Genomic DNA, 16629 nt, shown 5'->3' with positions numbered 1-16629 from the left:
CGTCGATTCGCATCGATTTTTTTGGATAAAAAAAACCTGCCCCGACTCCGGTCGGGACAGGTTTGTTCTATTCGATTAGGCTCCGGTCGGCATGGCCACCCAGTGGCCTTCCGATACTTCCACAAGCTCGGAATGCTCCAGATTATATTTATCCTCTCCGGTGCGTTCTTCCAGCAGGACCCGTTTCTTCTTGGATTCGATCTTCGGATCGGGCACCGGAATCGCCGCAAGCAAGGACTTCGTATAATCATGCTGCGGATTGGAGTAGAGCTCCTCGCTTTCCGCAAGTTCGACGATCTTGCCCATATACATAACGGCAACGCGGTCGCTGATATGCTTCACCATCGACAGGTCGTGCGCAATGAACAGATAGGTCAAGCCCAGACGGTGCTGCAACTCCTCCAGCAGCTTCACGATCTGCGATTGGATCGACACGTCGAGCGCGGAGAGCGGCTCATCGCACACGATGAATTTCGGCTCGACCGCCAGCGCCCGCGCAATCCCGATCCGCTGGCGCTGGCCGCCGGAGAACTCGTGCGGGTAGCGCGTCGCATAAGCCGGATCCAGTCCGACCATATCCAGCAGCTCCTCGACCCGCTTCTTCCGCTCCTGCTTGCTGCCGGTTAACTTATGGACATCCAGCGCTTCGCCGATAATGTCCACGACCTTCAATCTGGGATTCAGCGAAGCATACGGATCCTGGAAGATCATCTGCATATGGCGCCGCATGGCCTTCATTTCCGAAGGGGAGAGGCGATTCACGGACATCCCCTGATACAGCACTTCTCCGCCCGTCGGCTGATGAAGTCGAAGGATGGCCCGTCCCGTCGTTGATTTTCCGCTGCCGGATTCGCCGACGACCCCGAGGGTCTCCCCCGCCTGAATATGAAAGCTGATATCATTCACCGCTTTAAGCACATTCCCTTTGCCCATATCAAAATACTGCTTCAGGGATTTCACCTCTAACAGCGGTCCTTTGTAATCCGTGCTTGGCACGATGATCGGCGCCGGCTTCGCTTTCTTCTTCTCGTCGAGGCGCGGTAGCGCGTTTAACAGCTTCAAGGTATAGGGATGCTGAGGATTCTCGAAGATCTCCTCCGTCGTTCCCGTCTCCACGATCACACCGTCTTTCATCACGGCCACGCGGTCGCACATGCCCGCCACAACGCCGAGATCGTGCGTGATCAATATAATGGAGGAACCGAAGTGCTCCTGCATATTTTTCATCAGATTGAGGATTTGGGCCTGAATCGTTACGTCAAGCGCCGTCGTCGGCTCGTCCGCAATCAGCAGCGCAGGTCGGCACGCCAGGGCGATGGCGATCATCACCCGCTGCCGCATGCCGCCCGAGAACTCGTGCGGGTATTGATTATACCGCGCTTCGCTGTTCGGGATGCCGACCAGCTTGAGCATGTCAAGCGCCTGCTGCTTCGCTTCCTGCTTGGACAGCTTCTGGTGTTTGACCAGACTTTCCGATATTTGTTCCCCGATGCGGATGGTCGGATTCAGCGAGGTCATCGGGTCTTGAAAAATCATCCCGATATCGCGTCCCCGGATGCTCTCCATCTCCTTCTCGGTTTTCTCGGCCAGGTTCTGGCCAAGGAACAGGATCTCTCCATCCTTCATATAAGAAGGCGGGGAAGGCAGCAGCCGCATGATCGAGCGTGCCGTGACGCTTTTGCCGCTCCCGGATTCTCCGACGATACCGAGAGTCTCCCCTTTCTTCACCTCAAAGCTGACCCCACGCACCGCGTGAAATTCTGAATCACGGGATTGAAAGGCCACGCTCAAATTTTTAACCTGCAATATCGGTTCCAACTCTGCTCACCTGCCATTATGCTTATGTCATTAAAGTAATATACTCTACAACTCTTATAATCTATTGACTTTTAAAATAGGCTAAAATAAAATATACTATATCACTCGGAATAATGCAATTTGAAACAAGGAGGAAAGGCACCTTATGGGGGGGACAGAAGCAGCAAGACCAAACAGACTCATAAGTTCGATAAGCAGCACATACAGTAAGATCCTTCTGAATCCTTCTTATAGATACTTACTATTATTATTGGGAGCGCCCGTGAATCTCGTGGTCTTCCTATTTTATTTGGTCCAGAGAAAGAAGGATGACTACGCGGCGGCTGAGAACCGCATACGCAGCGAGATGCTGGCCGCCGGATATCTGGAGGCCCTTCGCTCCGAGATGATGGAGCAGCAGAAACGCAAGCATGAGTTTTTCAAGCAAAAAATCAGCGAGACTCAGCTCCGACAGGAAGTCGACAAGATCGCAGAGGCAAGGTTCCGTGAAGTCCTCAAGGATCGGACCGCCAAGGACCTGAAGCTGAACAATCGCAAACGGCTGACTCTGGCCGATACGTTCGGTTCTCTTATCGAGAACCCGTTGTTCTTCATTATATCACTTATTCCGGGCCTGCTGATGTACATCCTTATTTTTTTGTACAGCAATCCCTATCTGAAATATATTTTGGAGAGACTCGTGATGACGGTATTCGTTATCTTTGGCGTAGCGGTGCTCGTCTTTACGATTCTTCACTTGTCGCCGTTCAACCCCGCGGCCAACATATTGGGCGAGACGGCAACGCCGGAACAGATCGCGGCTTTCAACAAAATGCAAGGACTCGATCAGGGCTATCTGACGCAGCTGTGGAACAACATTAAAGGAATCGCCTACTTCGATCTCGGCAAATCCTTTTCGGGCAACGAAGAGATTACCTCCAGCATCGCCAGAAAGTTTCCGATCACGCTGACGCTTACGGTCATTTCGTTGATCATCGCGATTGCGATCGCATTGCCGATCGGGATTATCTCGGCCACGAGACCGAATTCGTTCTTTGACTATACGTTTATGTTCATAGCGCTGATCGGGCTGTCCATTCCGAACTTCTGGCAGGGACTGATCTTCATCCTAAATTTCTCGATCAAGCTGCAGTGGCTGCCCGCCACCTTCAATCCGGAGAACTGGCTGTCCATGATCATGCCGGTGATCGTACTCGGGACGGGACTTACCGCTTCGGTGGCCCGAATGACGCGCTCCTCCACGCTGGAAGTCATTAATGAAGATTATATGATCACAGCCAGAGCAAAGGGGCTGGGCAAGCGCACCATTCTGATGAAGCATGCTGTCCGCAATGCCATCATTCCGATCATTACCGTCATCGGACTTCAGTTCGGCGGGATGCTCGGCGGTTCCGCCGTTACGGAGAAGGTATTCAACATCAGCGGTATCGGCAGCTACATCGTGGATAAACAATTTATCCCTGACATCCCGGCCATCATGGGCGGCGTGGTTTACACCGCCATCACCATATCGCTGGTGAACGTCATCATCGATATCTTGTACGCATTCTTCGATCCACGGATCAGGTCCAAGATGAAACAATACTAAAGCAGGTGTACTCATGATTAAGAAGCTTCTTTCCAAACCAGAAACCAAACACCAGCTGAAATCCTCACACGAGTACAGTCAAGCCAGCTTCACATGGGTTATCTCTCTGACCTTAACGGTGATCCTGCTTCTGAACAGCTTTGATTTCACTGGGGGAACCATCAAACCGTGGGTGTTCGCCGCCTTTGCGGCATATGCACTGTTTACGATCATACAGATCATCATTACGCTGCTGATCCGAAGGGATCTTCAAAGGGACGGAGAAATCCGGCGCTTGACCAGGATCCTGGGTTACGTTCAGCTGCTGAGCATCGTTACGGGGAATCTGTTTACCGTCACGTTCGGTTTCAATCTGATCAAAAAACAGAAGCCTCCCGAATATACGATTGCCGTTTACATGCTGCTAACCCAGCTGTTTGCCATCGCGATATCGGCGCTGAATCTGTTCAAGCCTTACGTCTCGAATACGTTCCTGCCGGCCATGGCCGTGCTTCTGGTTATAGCCGTCGTTCAGCTGATCGCGCTTATCCTCGTTGCCAGGTACGTAAAATCGAATTATGCGCATCCGGCATTGACCTGGCTTGCTTTTCCGATCATTCTGACTGCGGCAACGGGCAATATTTTTGCTCTGGTGCTTGGCATCAACCTGCTTGCGAAGATCCGCAAGAACGGCAATCCCGCGATGACCCGCTGGGGCGACGTATGGGTAAAGCTTACTGCCAATTCGACGGCCATGTCCGGACTGTTCTTCGTGATCTTCCTGTTCTGCCTGTCGGTGACCAGTCTGTTTACCTTCGATTACAGCATTGCGATCGATAACAACTACAGCGCCATCCTGCAGCCGCCAAGCCTGGCGTACCCCTTCGGTACGGATAACTTCGGCCGGGATTTGTTCTCCCGGATCGTATTCGGGGCCCGCATCTCGCTGATCGTCGGATTCGCTTCTACGGCGATTCCGGTTGTCATCGGCGGCATTCTCGGTGCCGTCTCAGGCTACTATGGCCGCCATACCGACAACGTCATCATGCGATTGCTGGACGTGCTGTACGCCATTCCGGGCATCCTGCTCGCCATTGCGATCATTGCCGCATTCGGAGCCAATACCGTCAACCTCATTCTGGCGCTCAGCGTAGGAGCTATACCGACTTATGCAAGAACCATGAGGGCGAATGTGCTCCTGGTCTCCACCTTTGAGTACGTCGATGCGGCCAGAGCTTTCGGCTCGAGCAATTTTTCGATCATTTTCAAGCATATCGTTCCCAACTCGCTCGCGCCCATGATCGTCAAATCGACGTTAACCATTGGTGCAGCCGTCATCTCGACGAGCAGCTTGAGTTATCTGGGTCTCGGCGTCGAGCCGCATATCCCGGAATGGGGGAATATCCTGAAGATCGGAAGCACGTACCTTGAGACGCATTCGTATCTGGCGATTTATCCGGGTCTGGCCATCATCGCGCTTGTCCTGTCCTTCAACTTTCTTGGCGACGGATTGCGGGATGCGCTTGATCCGAAGCTCGATTAAAGCTTTTCGTGCCCCGGGCACACTAACGTTGGTTTCAAAAAATATTTTATATATACAACTCAGGAGGGTATCACCAATGAAAAAGAGTTCCTTGCTGTTATTGTTCCTCTCGCTAGTCATCGTACTGGCCGGATGCAACGTAACAACCAAAGATGATGCACAGCAAAATCAGCAAGAACCAGCGGATACAGCTACAGACACATCCGCTGTTAATATTGAATTGCTTGGCATGAGCTCTAACGAATCCGATGTCAACATCATTCGCGACCAGCTCACCAAGAACGGCTTCAACGTGAAGCTGAATCTGCAGCCGGACTACGGCAGCTTCAAGGCACAGCAGGATGCCGGCAATTACGACATCGCGCTGTCTAGCTGGACAACCGTAACGGGTAACCCTGACTATGCCGTTCGTTCCCTGTTCAAAACCGGCGGCGACTACAGCATCATGTCCGACGAGGAAGTGGACAAGCTGATCGACCAAGCGGCCACGCAAACGCCGGAAGACGCCGTTGAGACTTACAAGCAGCTGGAACAACGTCTGGTAACGGACAAAGCTTACATTGCTCCATTGTACATCTCCCTGAAGAGCCAAGCGTTCAACAAGGATGTGCTGGACGAGAATTCCGTTCGTCTTTCGAAATCCCGTTCCCTGCCTTGGGAAGCCGTCGATTTCAAAGACCAATCCAAGCGTGCGACGCAGCCGCTGATTCTGTCCCAATCGATCTCTGAACTGACTTCGCTTGACCCGATCAAGGGCAACGACGGTTCCATTAACATCATCAACACCAACATGAACGTACGTCTGATCAACCTGACCGACGATGACAAGATCACGTCCGAAGGCTCGCTGTCTTATAACCATGCCATCGGCGAAGGCAACTCGGAGTACTACTTCATTCTTAGAGACGACATTAACTTTGCAAAAATCACGAACAAAAAAGCGGAAGATTCCGGCGAACGCGTAGGCGCGGACGATGTCATCTTCTCCATGAACAGAGCGAAAGACAAAAATTCGGTGCCTGATCATCGTACCTACACGCTTCACGAGCACATCAACACCGTTGAAGCCGTAACCGACCTGAGCGTACTGGAAAACACCAAGGTTTCCGGCGGCAGCGAAAGCGTCAAGGAAGCACTGGAAGCCGGCTTGGATACCAAGATCGCTTCCCTCGTGGGCGACAAGAATCAAGCAAGCACGAAAGACGGCAAATACCAAGTCATCAAATTGACGACAACCGAGCCGTTCCCGCAAGTATTGAACTACCTGGCTCACCAATCGGCCGGTATCGTATCGAAGAAGCAAGTTGAATCCATCAATACGTATGACGTTGAGAAATTCGACGTGAACAAAGACATCCCTTACGGCGACCAGAACACCGTAACTGAAGGCGATAAATACAACAACACGCTGTATGCGAGCGGTCCGTATATCCTGTCTTCCAAGAATGACTATGAAGCCACCTTCTTCAAAAACCCTGGCTACATGAAGGGCACGGAGCACGAACCGAAAATCGAGCAAGTGAAAGTACGCTTTATCAAAGATGCGGACAGCACGCTCTCCGCACTGCGCAGCGGCGAAATCCACCTGTACTACGGCGTTCCGGAAACGAAATACGACGTAGTGAAAGGCGACAGCAAGCTGAAGCTGCAAACGATCGAAAGCAACGCCGTATCCTACCTGCTGTTCAATACGAAGAACCGTGATGTGGCCACAAGCGACGATCTGAGAAGAGCGGTGCTTTACTCGATCAACCAGGATGAAATCCTGGCCTACTACAACAACAACAAAATCAAAGCCTACTCCACCGTCAGCCCGATCGTCAAAACGGGCAACGAGCTGGTAGCCGATCCGGCGAAGGTGAAGGAATTCTTGAGCGCATATAAAGCGAGCAAGTAAAAAAAGAGGACGACATTAGCGAAAAGCTGATGTCGTCTTTTTTATGCGAGATTTATATGGACGGCCGCTTTACTTCTGGGTGGCTCCCATAGCATCGCAATGGGAGTGAGAAATTCTTCTGCATCGCTCTGGTTATTTGCATCGCTCCGCATGCGGATGATTCTTCCGATCTCTGTTGCCCCCAGATTTCCATGAATGGATTTTCTAAATGTAGAAATCCGGTGGCAAAGGAGCCCGCTTCGCTTCTCCAGAATCATTCCGCCTTCTCCGCTGAAGTCTGGCATGGACGGGCTGACTTTGGAAGCATATTCGAAGTTGCTTTTTAAAGATCAAAAGGACCGATGATTAGCCACGCGCAGCAAATGTCGTCCCTTTTTTATATCCGCTTGATATCGTCTACAAGCTCGGGCAAGCCCTCGCGGAAGTAGTGATCGTCACCCTCGTATACCCGGGTGACGGCCTCGGGAAGCTGCTTCGCGTAGTGCTGAGCATGTGCAAAAGGCACCACCGGGTCGTGCCGGCTGTGGTATAGGAAGAGGTTCGGGAGTTGCGGCAGCTTGGAAACAAATGAATCGGACAATGCATATTCTTCGTTTTGCCAATCGTCGTCTTTGCCCCAATAAGGGGCGGCAATCAAAAACAATCCAGAGACGGTTAGCTGCCCGTCTTCTTCCGAGAGGTGTTTCAACAGAATGGAACCGCCGAGGGAATGACCTACCAGCAGCACCTCCCCATCCAATGCCTTGATTTCATTGACAATCTGCGCTTTCCACAGAGCGTAATCCGGATCCGGCATGCCGGGAGATAAGACATGATAAGCTTCACCGAGCTGTTCTTGTAAATGGTCGATCAAGCCGCTGCTTCCTTGGCGGTTGCCTTGCGGGCCGGCACTATGGATGAACAAAACTTGTTTTTTCATGATTCGTCTCCTTCCCGAGCTTTGTTAATGGGTATGAGCATGTCCAACAGGATGTGTACCAACCTAGAATAACCGATAGCAGCATGCCGGACTTCTTTTCGTTTGCTGACATCTGACCCCATCCGACCTGTATCAGAAACCCTTGGCATACCCTTTACCATATAAAGGTATGTCGAGTTCAAGGTGTCGAACCCCGGGATCCCCCGCTTATGATGACGCCAACAAAGAAATGGTTTGCCGTTTCAGCATCAAATTCATGGCTCCATTAAAGACAAACAAAGCCGCCCCTGCACCGGAATCGGTTGTAGGGGCGGCTCTTTTTAGCGAATGATTGCAGGATGAATTACACGGTCTGCACCATCGCCGGGTCGATGCAATCGGCCATGGACCGAACCTCGGCCCGGCCCGGCTTATCTGTTACAAATGCCTGCTCTCCGTTATCTCGGCGGCTGAAGGATACGGTCACCGGGATGCCCGGAATCAGGTCAAAGAAGTTATCGCTGTAGAAGCCTTCCGCTTCGGCGGACAGCCATACGTGGCGGGCAAGCACGTTGCTCTCCAGCACGAACGTCGCGCCGTCGCTTCCCTCGACTTCTTTTACGCTGATGGTCGGGCTGTGCAGACGAAGATGCTTGTCGTTCACGAAATAGAATGTTTTGCTGTCAACCACGACTCCATCCTGAAGCCATTGCGCCAGGAGTACAACCTCGGATGGATCATGTCCGTGGAGCAGCTCATCGGCCGCAGCCCGGAATACAACGAGCGACGCTTGCTCTTCCGCACGGATCGGCTGCTCGGATCCATAGAGCTCTTTTCCGTTAAAATCGACTAACTGGACCTTCAACGTGCCCTGGACCGCTTCTGAAATATCGGATACGAGATGAACCCGAATCTCTTGTTCCTTGGATTCGACCGAGAGACTGACATCCCGGAAGCAGCGCTTGGCCACATACTGCAGCGCCTTCCATCTGCCGAGGTAATCCATGCCTGCCCACGAAGCGACCGGCCAGCAGTCGTTCATCTGCCAATACAGCGTGCCCATGCAATACGGCTTATTGCGGCGGTGAGCTTCGATCGCCGTCTTCATCGCTTCGGCCTGCTGGATCTGGCTCATGTACAGGAAAGCCTCGAAATCCTTCGGCTCGTTATAATATTGATCCATGTAACTCTTGATCAAGCGGTTGCCGGCACCGTTCTTCTGATGAGCCAGCATGACCTTCGACTCCAGCTCCATATCGCGATCTTCCGCATATGTCCGCACCGTTTTCGGTTCCGGGAAGGACTGGAACCCGTATTCGCTCATAAATCGGCCGACGTAAACGTTGTAGTTGTCAAACGGCTCCGTGTTATGCCACACGCCCCAGTAATGAATATCCCCGCTCGTTGTGGAAGGATTGGCATGCTGCTCCTTGTCATGGCTGAGCGATACCAGCGGGGAGGAAGGCCAATACTCCGCTCCCGGCGCATAATCGGTTACGGCCTCAGGAAGAATTTCATGGAACACCTTTTCGTAGTCGCTCCAGATCTTCTCGCGGAGCTCCTCAGTATAGTCCTGCTTCCAGCCCCAGCCGCCCTTCTCTTCATAGTGCGCCCAAGCGGAATCAATCTCGTTGTTGCCGCACCAGAGCACGATGCTCGGATGATTCCGCAGACGGACCAGGTTCTCCTCCGCTTCCAGCCGCACGTTCTCCAGAAATGCCTCGTCGCCCGGATACATGCTGCAAGCAAACATGAAATCCTGCCATACCATGAGCCCGTATTCATCACACAGATCGTAAAAGACATCCTCTTCATAAATACCGCCGCCCCATACGCGCAGCATATTCATGTTCGATTCCGCTGCGGACGCAATTTCATGGCGGTAGCGTTCCGCCGTCACTTCCGTTATGAAGCTGTCGTTCGGAATATGGTTCGCTCCCTTAGCAAACACAGGCGTGCCGTTGAGCTCGATGTAAAAGGACGTGCCGCGGCTATCCTGTTCCCGTACCAGCTTGACGCTGCGCAGGCCGGATCGAACCTTTTTCTCCGATACGGTCCGCTCCGCTTCCGCCAGCTCGGCATGGAACGAATACAGATGAGCCTCGCCCAAGCCGCGGCACCACCACAGCTTCGGCTCGGCAAGTTCAAGGCTCAATTCAACCGAATGACGGCCTTCTTCCAGCCGAACATCCTGTTCCCATGTCTGGCCGCCCGCACTTACCCGAAACACGCCTTGCCAAGCATGCTCCGCCGCAATGGTGGCAACGGCCGTGACCCTGGCCAATTCTGCCGTAACCTCATCCTGGCGAATAAACACATCATCCAGCCTGACTTCAGACCAAGCCTCGATCCTGGCTTCCCGCCAGATCCCGCTGGTCACGAAACGCGGTCCCCAATCCCAGCCGTAATGATAGGGCGCTTTCCGGGCAAAAATACTCACTTTCTGCTCGCCCATCCCGCCAACCTCGGACTGGTCATTCGAAGCAGGCAGCGGATATCCGAGCTTCTCAAGCTTCGGCAAATCCTCCTGAATAGGGGAACGGAAGCGGATCTTAATCACATTTCCCGAATCCTTGAGCTGCGATTTCACATCGATTCGCCATGAACGAAACATATTATCGGCGGAAAGCACCTTGGCCCCGTTCACGTACACATCCGCGTAGGTATCCAATCCGTCGAATACGAGTTCGATGCGGGATTGGGCGTTCAGATTCGAATCCACATCAAACGACGTCTCATATTCCCAATCCTTCTTATCGATCCACTGCAGGTCATGCTCATTCGTCCCGTAGAAGGGATCGGGGATGATGCCATTCTTCAGCAGGTCGGTATGAACGCAGCCCGGCACCTGGGCCGGCAGCCACTCGGATTCGTCGCACGCTTTGAATTTCCATTGATTTAAAGTCATAACGTTAAAATTCATGATAGTCTCTCTCCATCTCTATATATTGATTTTGATGCGGTTCGGGTCATACTTCATTCAGACGTGACTGTCCGAGCATCAGCTCGTTTTCTAATCTACGATCAGCTTCCCGGCGAGCGGCAGCGGCCTACAACTGGCATGCCTTACAGATCAAGCCGTCAGCCTTTCAGATCCGGAAGTTCATCCAGCGTGACCGTAAACGGATGATGATAGGTGCGGATCAGCTGCTGCTCATCCGTATACTCTTCGGAATACCTCCGGTTATTTCCTTCCCCTGTGAACACGAAGTTTCCATACCACGTGCAATTCCATGCCCACGGGCATCCGTCCTCCTGCATGAGATCGGGGTCGGGTATGACACCGTTCTCGGTCAGCGCAATGATTTTTGCCGTATTCGTATACGATAAAGCCGTGCGGTATCGTTCGGATTGCGAGCCGTAATCCCGGGCAGGGGGATAAATGTCCTCCCCGATGATATCGACGTAGGAATCGCCCGGATACCAATCCTTGTGCTGCCCGTTCCATACCCAGATCAGGTTGTTCAATTCGTGGTGATGCGTCATGCGCTCGTACATCAACTTCCAGAGCGCAATGCAAGGCTCGGGGCCTTTGCCCCCCCACCAGAACCATCCGCCGGATGCCTCGTGAAGCGGTCTCCACAGCACCGGAATACCGGCATCCTGCAGACGTTTGAGCTCGGCAGCGATCGCATCGATATCCCGGATGATAAGGCCATACTCTTCCGACGAAGGCTCCGACATCGCCCGTCGGATATCAAAGGTTGTCGCATTGGTGTAAAAGCCTCGGCCCCAGGTCCGGTCCGGCGGCAAATCGATCAGATCCTTCGGGGCATTCCAATGCCAGCAGAAGGTCACGATCCCGCCGCGGTTCCACCACTTCATCGCCAGATCCGTATCTTGACGCTCGGCCCCTCGCTCCACCCGGGAGGGGGAGTAATTCATGAAATCGAACCCGCCGACGGCTGGGTATTTGCCCGTGACCTCGTGGATCAACTCGAACTCCGGCGTTGATACAACGCCAATCTGCTGACCGGTCAGCATCCGCTTGCCGTAAATGCTGCACAGATAACCCATTAACCGTTTCGCTTCATCGGAAGCGGCCGGGTTGATCAAGTCCGGCTGGACCTCATAGCGGATGCTGCTTGCTTTTGTCATGCGATTCACTCCTATCCTGTAATTGCCGTATGGATGAAAGATCCTACAGATTTCCTTCATCCGTCACACAAATGGCAAACCCAATTCCTGCAGCATACCTATCAGACAAGCACAAAACCTGTCTCACGCACCGCACTCATCATGCGACACGGCATCTCTCCTGCATCATGGCATCCATCCTGCAACACGGCATCTCCTGTATTATGGCATCCATCCTGCCACATAACATCCATCCTGTAACACGACATCTATCCTGCGACATAACCACCTATCCTGCAGCACCCTCTACCCGACAACCCCCGTACGCTCCACGCTCTCCACAAAATGGCGCTGCACGAACAGATACAGTCCGATCAGCGGCAGAATGGCCAGCAAAATTCCCGTATCCACCACGAGCGCCACATAATTCGGATCGGCCTTGGCCGATGAGCCGAGCCCCATCAGAGCCGGGAGAAACTGGTTCGCGTCCGCGGGCAGGGAAGCGATCTTCAGCGGCATCAGCGACTGCTCGCTCATAAAGAGCGAGGTATAGAAGGTGTCGTTATACTGCCAGACGAACGAGAACAGGGTCACCGTAATGAGCGGCGGAATCGCATTGGGCAGCATGATCGCAAAAAACGTCTTAATCCCGCCTGCACCGTCAATCAACGCCGCTTCCTCAATCTCCTTCGGGAGCCCCCGGAAAAATTGACGGAAGATATAAATGAATAGTCCGGCCTTAAGCCCGGTGGCCGTAGCCGAAGTAATGATCGAGGGCCAGTAGCTGTTCAGCAGGTTAACACCTTCTTTTCCGGTAAACATGTGAACCAGCCCCAGAATATCAAAGCTGCGGAAATGCAAATACATCGGCACCATCAGCGTGCTCATCGGAATCAAGATCGTCAGCACTACCAGGCCGAAGAGCAGATTGCTTCCTGGAAAGGTGAAGCGGGCAAAGCCATATCCGGCAAGCGCGGTCGACATCGTGGTCAGCAGCATCGTGATGAATACGTAAATCATCGTGTTCAGCAGCAGCGGCCAATAATTCAGCAAGTCGAGCACGAGCTTGAAGTTATCCAATGTGAAATGCACCGGAATCATATAAATCGTTGGATTATAAATATCCTGTTTGTCTTTAAACGCCACAGAGAACTTGGAGATGATCGGATAGATAATGATGAATGTAATGCCGATGATCAGCAGGTAGCGGAACACCGCCCACAGAATAGGCAGCGCCTTGTTCTTGAACCGGTTCATTCGTTCCTGAGCCGTTTCGTCCGAGCGATCCCGAATCGATGCCATACGGACCTCCTTTTTTCCTGTACCGTCAGGAATCTCTTAGCCATTAGTTTTGATAAAAGGTTTTCCTTGAGACGATGATCCCCATAATAATCAGCAGCAAGCTGATAACGATGGTATACAGCCAAGCCATCGCGGCACTGAGCCCGAAATTCTGCGTTTTGAAGGCCGTCTCATAAATCGTTCGGGTCACGGTGCTGTCCGCGAACGAATCGATGATGGTATAAATCATGTTCGTCAGGATGAGCGGGCTCACCATCGGAAAGGTGATTTTCCAGAACGATTCATAAGCGGTAGCCCCTTCAATCTTCGCGACCTCGTACATCGAGCCCGGGACGGCCTGCAGGGCGGCAAGGAAGATCAGAATCTGCACGCCCGAGCTGCTGATAATATCGTAGATCCTCATGACCGCCCCGATAATGTACTCGGTTACGGTAATGGGAAATCCGGCTTCGGATAAGATGCGCACCATCGATAGCACGTTGAACTGCCCGGAGGCTTGCCCAAGCTCCTCCGCCACCGTCGCATTTCCGACCAGATTGATCAGACCCGAGGTTTCCGCTGCCGAAATCGCGCCTGACGCCAGGATGACCGGCAGGAAGAAGATCGCTCTCGCAAGGGCTCTCCCCCGGAATTTCTGATTCAGCAGAACGGCCGAGAACAGACTGAAAAACAAGATCAGCGGAACGTCCACCACCATGCCCAGTATCGATTCCGTCAGGATCCGGTTGAAGTTCGCGTCCACGAACAGCGCGGTGTTGAAATTGCTCCAACCTACAGGCTCCAGCTCATAGCCCGTGGGAGAGATGTTCAATTTACTGAAGCTGAACAAAATGGACTGAAACAGAGGCCCGGCAAACAAAAAGATAAAGCCGATCAGCCATGGCGCGATGAAGAGGAGGCCGAGCATGGATCTTTTCTGAGTCAGGGACAATCTCATTTTCATGCCCGGTCACCACCTACAGCGTAATTTTGCGGTTCCACCAGGACCCCGTTAACATCAACCGCTTGATCGGTATAATTGATCAGAATCGAGGCGCCGTTCTCGTACCTTACTTCCACCACGCCGTCTTCATGCCGCTTATGCTCCACCATTCGCTGCGTCCGGAGCGGCGCCAGCACCTCGTTCAGCTCTTGGTACAAGGACACCGCTTCCTCGAACCAATCCTTGTAATGGGTGGAGTACATGTCATCGAAACGCGTATACTTCAGCTTTGAGCTTTGTTCATAAGACCATAGGAAATGCGGAGCCGTTCCCAATTCCAGCGACTGCAGGAGCGCATTGCGCAAATGTTGTTCATTCAGGTTATTGACCGCTGCTCCCGCATAATCCAGGTAGCCGTGAATGACCATTTGATAAAACGGCACGGCTTCATCCGTCAGCCCGAATCCGCTGCTCGACGTCGGTACATCGAGCACGTGGCCCGCATATGGCCAGCTGTAAGCATTAGCACCGGAAACCATCGTATCCGGGTATGCCTCGTGCAGCGCCTTCAGCTGATCGGTCACGATAAACTTCGCGGTTTCTCGGAAAACCACCCGCTGCACCCGGTAATCGGAGCTCAGGACATCGCCCAGGTCCCGCAATGACACGGCCCCCATGCCAAACCGTTCATATTGCCTTGTGAATCGGTCCACGTAATAGGGAAGCTTCGCCGGCGACATCAGGTTGTACGTGCCGTAATACGAGTTCATCCGGTTCGTGTTCCGGTCATACGGATGCAGCGCTGCCGTTTCCCTGGTCACGAAACGGGAGGCATCGGATGACGGCGTAAACGCCCCATCGTCATGGTAGACACGCTGTAAGGCAACATCCGGATACAGCCCGCCGCCGGCGTCCTGCAATTGCTTGGACAGCGCCTTCAGCCCGGCGGCGTTTCCGACAACGCTGTCCGTCTTTACCTTCACCGGGGTTTTGTGATGGACGCCTTTGCCAAACCAGCCGAGGTAACGCATTCGGAGATTGGCGATGCCCTCGCCATTCAGAAGAGCGGCGATCTCGCCTGCCTGCTCGAAGGTGGTCATCGAGACGACGGCATCATACGGTACGCCCAGAAAAGATCTCCGTTTATCCACGCTTCCCAGCATATCGAGATAGAATGGAATGCCCTCCGCTTCTTTCAGGGGAATCAGCTTGTTTTCCTTCGCAAGCGTTTCCTGATACAAGCGGGCCATGCCGGAGTAGCTTGCCTCTTCACCGGACAGGAAACGGTATTTGACGGACAGCTTCCCGTTGTACAGCTTGTCATTCAACAGCTGGATTTCCTGCACCGTACTTCCGGTGTAAAGCTCCAGCATATCCTCGCCGCGCACGGCAAAGCTGCTGAATACATGATTGTACGAATTCTGCTTCCCGCCGATATCGGCGGACACGCTCGCGATGGCGTCGCCTTCTTCAATCACGGCAAACCAGCCGCCGTCCCCGTTCTTCATGCCGAACACGGGCATTCGTGCCTGCTCGGCCACCTGTCCGCGGCTGCTGCTGTTATTATTCGGATCGGTGCCGTATAGACGCTGCACGTACTGTTCTTCCTTCACTTTGCCGTTATTCAGGTGGATCAGGCTGCCGCTGCCGTCCGGCACCAGCATATAACCCTCGGCCTTCGTTCCCGCCGCTCCGAAATAGCGAAGCAGCTCCACGCTACGCAGGCGGTGATTCTCGCTTTCCGTTACCTGGTCAAGCGGTGTCGTAACGACAAGCGAATCCTCTTCCAGCCGGTATTCGAGCGGAATCTTGAACTGCGGCTTCGAAGAGGCGCTTGCGGCGGCTCCCCCGCCCGCTTCGTTATCATAGGCAAGATCCTCCGCGGTGTAGCCGGCCTGCTCGAACGCGCCCAGCATTTTTTTCAGCACCAGCTCCTTCTTGATCTGGTCGTCCAGGCGCTCCAGCATCGCAGGGTTATCCTTCATGGGGTAATACCGGGCCTGCACGTATCTGGCCAATGACACATCCAGCTTGCTGACCACCTTCTCCTGCAGCCGGTCCTGCGAGATGTATTTCGGCAAGGCGTCGATCCCGAGCGAGACATCTCCCAGCGTATACGTGACGCGAACGCCGTTGTCCAAGCCTTCCGCCGTATAGTTCCCGTTCATCACGCTCCACGTATAATTCGGATACGTCTCAAGCGTGCCGATCCCGTCCCGGAACGTCAGCGTCAATTGCGATGACAGCACTTCCTTCTCAAAAGGCGAAGCCATTCCGTCCTCCATCCGGTCTGGCGGATTGCTGTACCATACCGTATCGCTCCGCTTATCCCGCACCGCGACCTCAGTCGTGTCCGGATGATAATACAGCGCAAGCGTCTCCGTTTCCGCTACCAGATCCATGCCGGGCACGCCGCCTGTCAAATCGTTCAGGGCGGAGAGCTCCCTGCCCTGCGCCGTCTCGGCCGCCGCATTACTGTACGCAGCGACGTCGACCGCCGGCGCTCCCCGGTTCGCGTAGATCAGAAAGCCCGCAGCCATGCACGTTATAACGGTACATGCAAGCACCGTGTACAGCCATTTTCTTTTTTTCACGGGTGCGGCCT

At 53.4% G+C, this 16629-nt stretch carries 10 protein-coding genes; 3 read left to right on the top strand and 7 right to left on the bottom strand.

The window, feature by feature from the left end; genetic code table 11:
* Window positions 1-75 precede the first annotated feature (75 nt).
* Entirely contained in the window at window positions 76-1818 is a 1743-nt protein-coding gene (locus tag MHH82_RS06235; RefSeq protein ID WP_036662294.1) for an ABC transporter ATP-binding protein, read from the bottom strand.
* Window positions 1819-1963: 145 nt separating this feature from the next.
* On the opposite strand from MHH82_RS06235, the gene MHH82_RS06230 reads away from it, so the two are divergent.
* The 3 genes from MHH82_RS06230 (at window position 1964) to MHH82_RS06220 (ending at window position 6825) form a co-directional block, all read left to right on the top strand.
* The gene (locus MHH82_RS06230) at window positions 1964-3406 is read left to right on the top strand and encodes an ABC transporter permease (protein ID WP_340964390.1); all 1443 of its coding nucleotides are present in this window, start codon (window positions 1964-1966) and stop codon (window positions 3404-3406) included.
* A gap of 13 nt (window positions 3407-3419) precedes the next feature.
* Window positions 3420-4928 carry an ABC transporter permease gene (locus tag MHH82_RS06225; protein WP_012819359.1) on the top strand — a complete coding sequence of 503 codons (1509 nt, stop codon included), beginning with the start codon at window positions 3420-3422 and terminating at the stop codon, window positions 4926-4928.
* Between the two features lie 76 nt (window positions 4929-5004).
* Window positions 5005-6825, top strand: coding sequence for an ABC transporter substrate-binding protein (locus MHH82_RS06220; protein ID WP_012819358.1), 1821 nt, complete (start codon window positions 5005-5007; stop codon window positions 6823-6825).
* Between the two features lie 376 nt (window positions 6826-7201).
* Here the strand turns inward: MHH82_RS06220 and MHH82_RS06215 are convergent, their stop codons facing one another.
* From MHH82_RS06215 to MHH82_RS06190, 6 genes are all read right to left on the bottom strand, one after another.
* Window positions 7202-7744: an RBBP9/YdeN family alpha/beta hydrolase gene (locus tag MHH82_RS06215; protein WP_036662283.1), complete on the bottom strand. Its 543-nt coding sequence runs from the start codon at window positions 7742-7744 to the stop codon at window positions 7202-7204.
* A gap of 343 nt (window positions 7745-8087) precedes the next feature.
* Complete coding sequence (locus MHH82_RS06210) at window positions 8088-10646, bottom strand: glycoside hydrolase family 2 protein (RefSeq protein ID WP_340964381.1); 2559 nt, start codon at window positions 10644-10646, stop codon at window positions 8088-8090.
* A gap of 158 nt (window positions 10647-10804) precedes the next feature.
* A complete protein-coding gene (locus tag MHH82_RS06205; RefSeq protein WP_251499557.1) occupies window positions 10805-11821 on the bottom strand; it encodes a glycosyl hydrolase in 1017 nt (338 codons plus the stop codon).
* 285 nt (window positions 11822-12106) lie between these two features.
* Window positions 12107-13102 carry a carbohydrate ABC transporter permease gene (locus MHH82_RS06200; RefSeq protein ID WP_145038837.1) on the bottom strand — a complete coding sequence of 332 codons (996 nt, stop codon included), beginning with the start codon at window positions 13100-13102 and terminating at the stop codon, window positions 12107-12109.
* Between the two features lie 43 nt (window positions 13103-13145).
* Window positions 13146-14045, bottom strand: coding sequence for a carbohydrate ABC transporter permease (locus MHH82_RS06195; RefSeq protein WP_251499560.1), 900 nt, complete (start codon window positions 14043-14045; stop codon window positions 13146-13148).
* Window positions 14042-16618 (bottom strand): DUF5696 domain-containing protein, encoded by a 2577-nt coding sequence (locus MHH82_RS06190; protein WP_340964373.1) that lies wholly within the window; start codon window positions 16616-16618, stop codon window positions 14042-14044. The genes MHH82_RS06195 and MHH82_RS06190 overlap by 4 nt, the downstream gene beginning before the upstream one ends.
* Window positions 16619-16629: the final 11 nt, after the last annotated feature.

The sequence above is a fragment of the Bacillus sp. FSL K6-6540 genome, from assembly GCF_038007545.1.
This window is presented reverse-complemented; position numbering and strand designations above follow the sequence as displayed.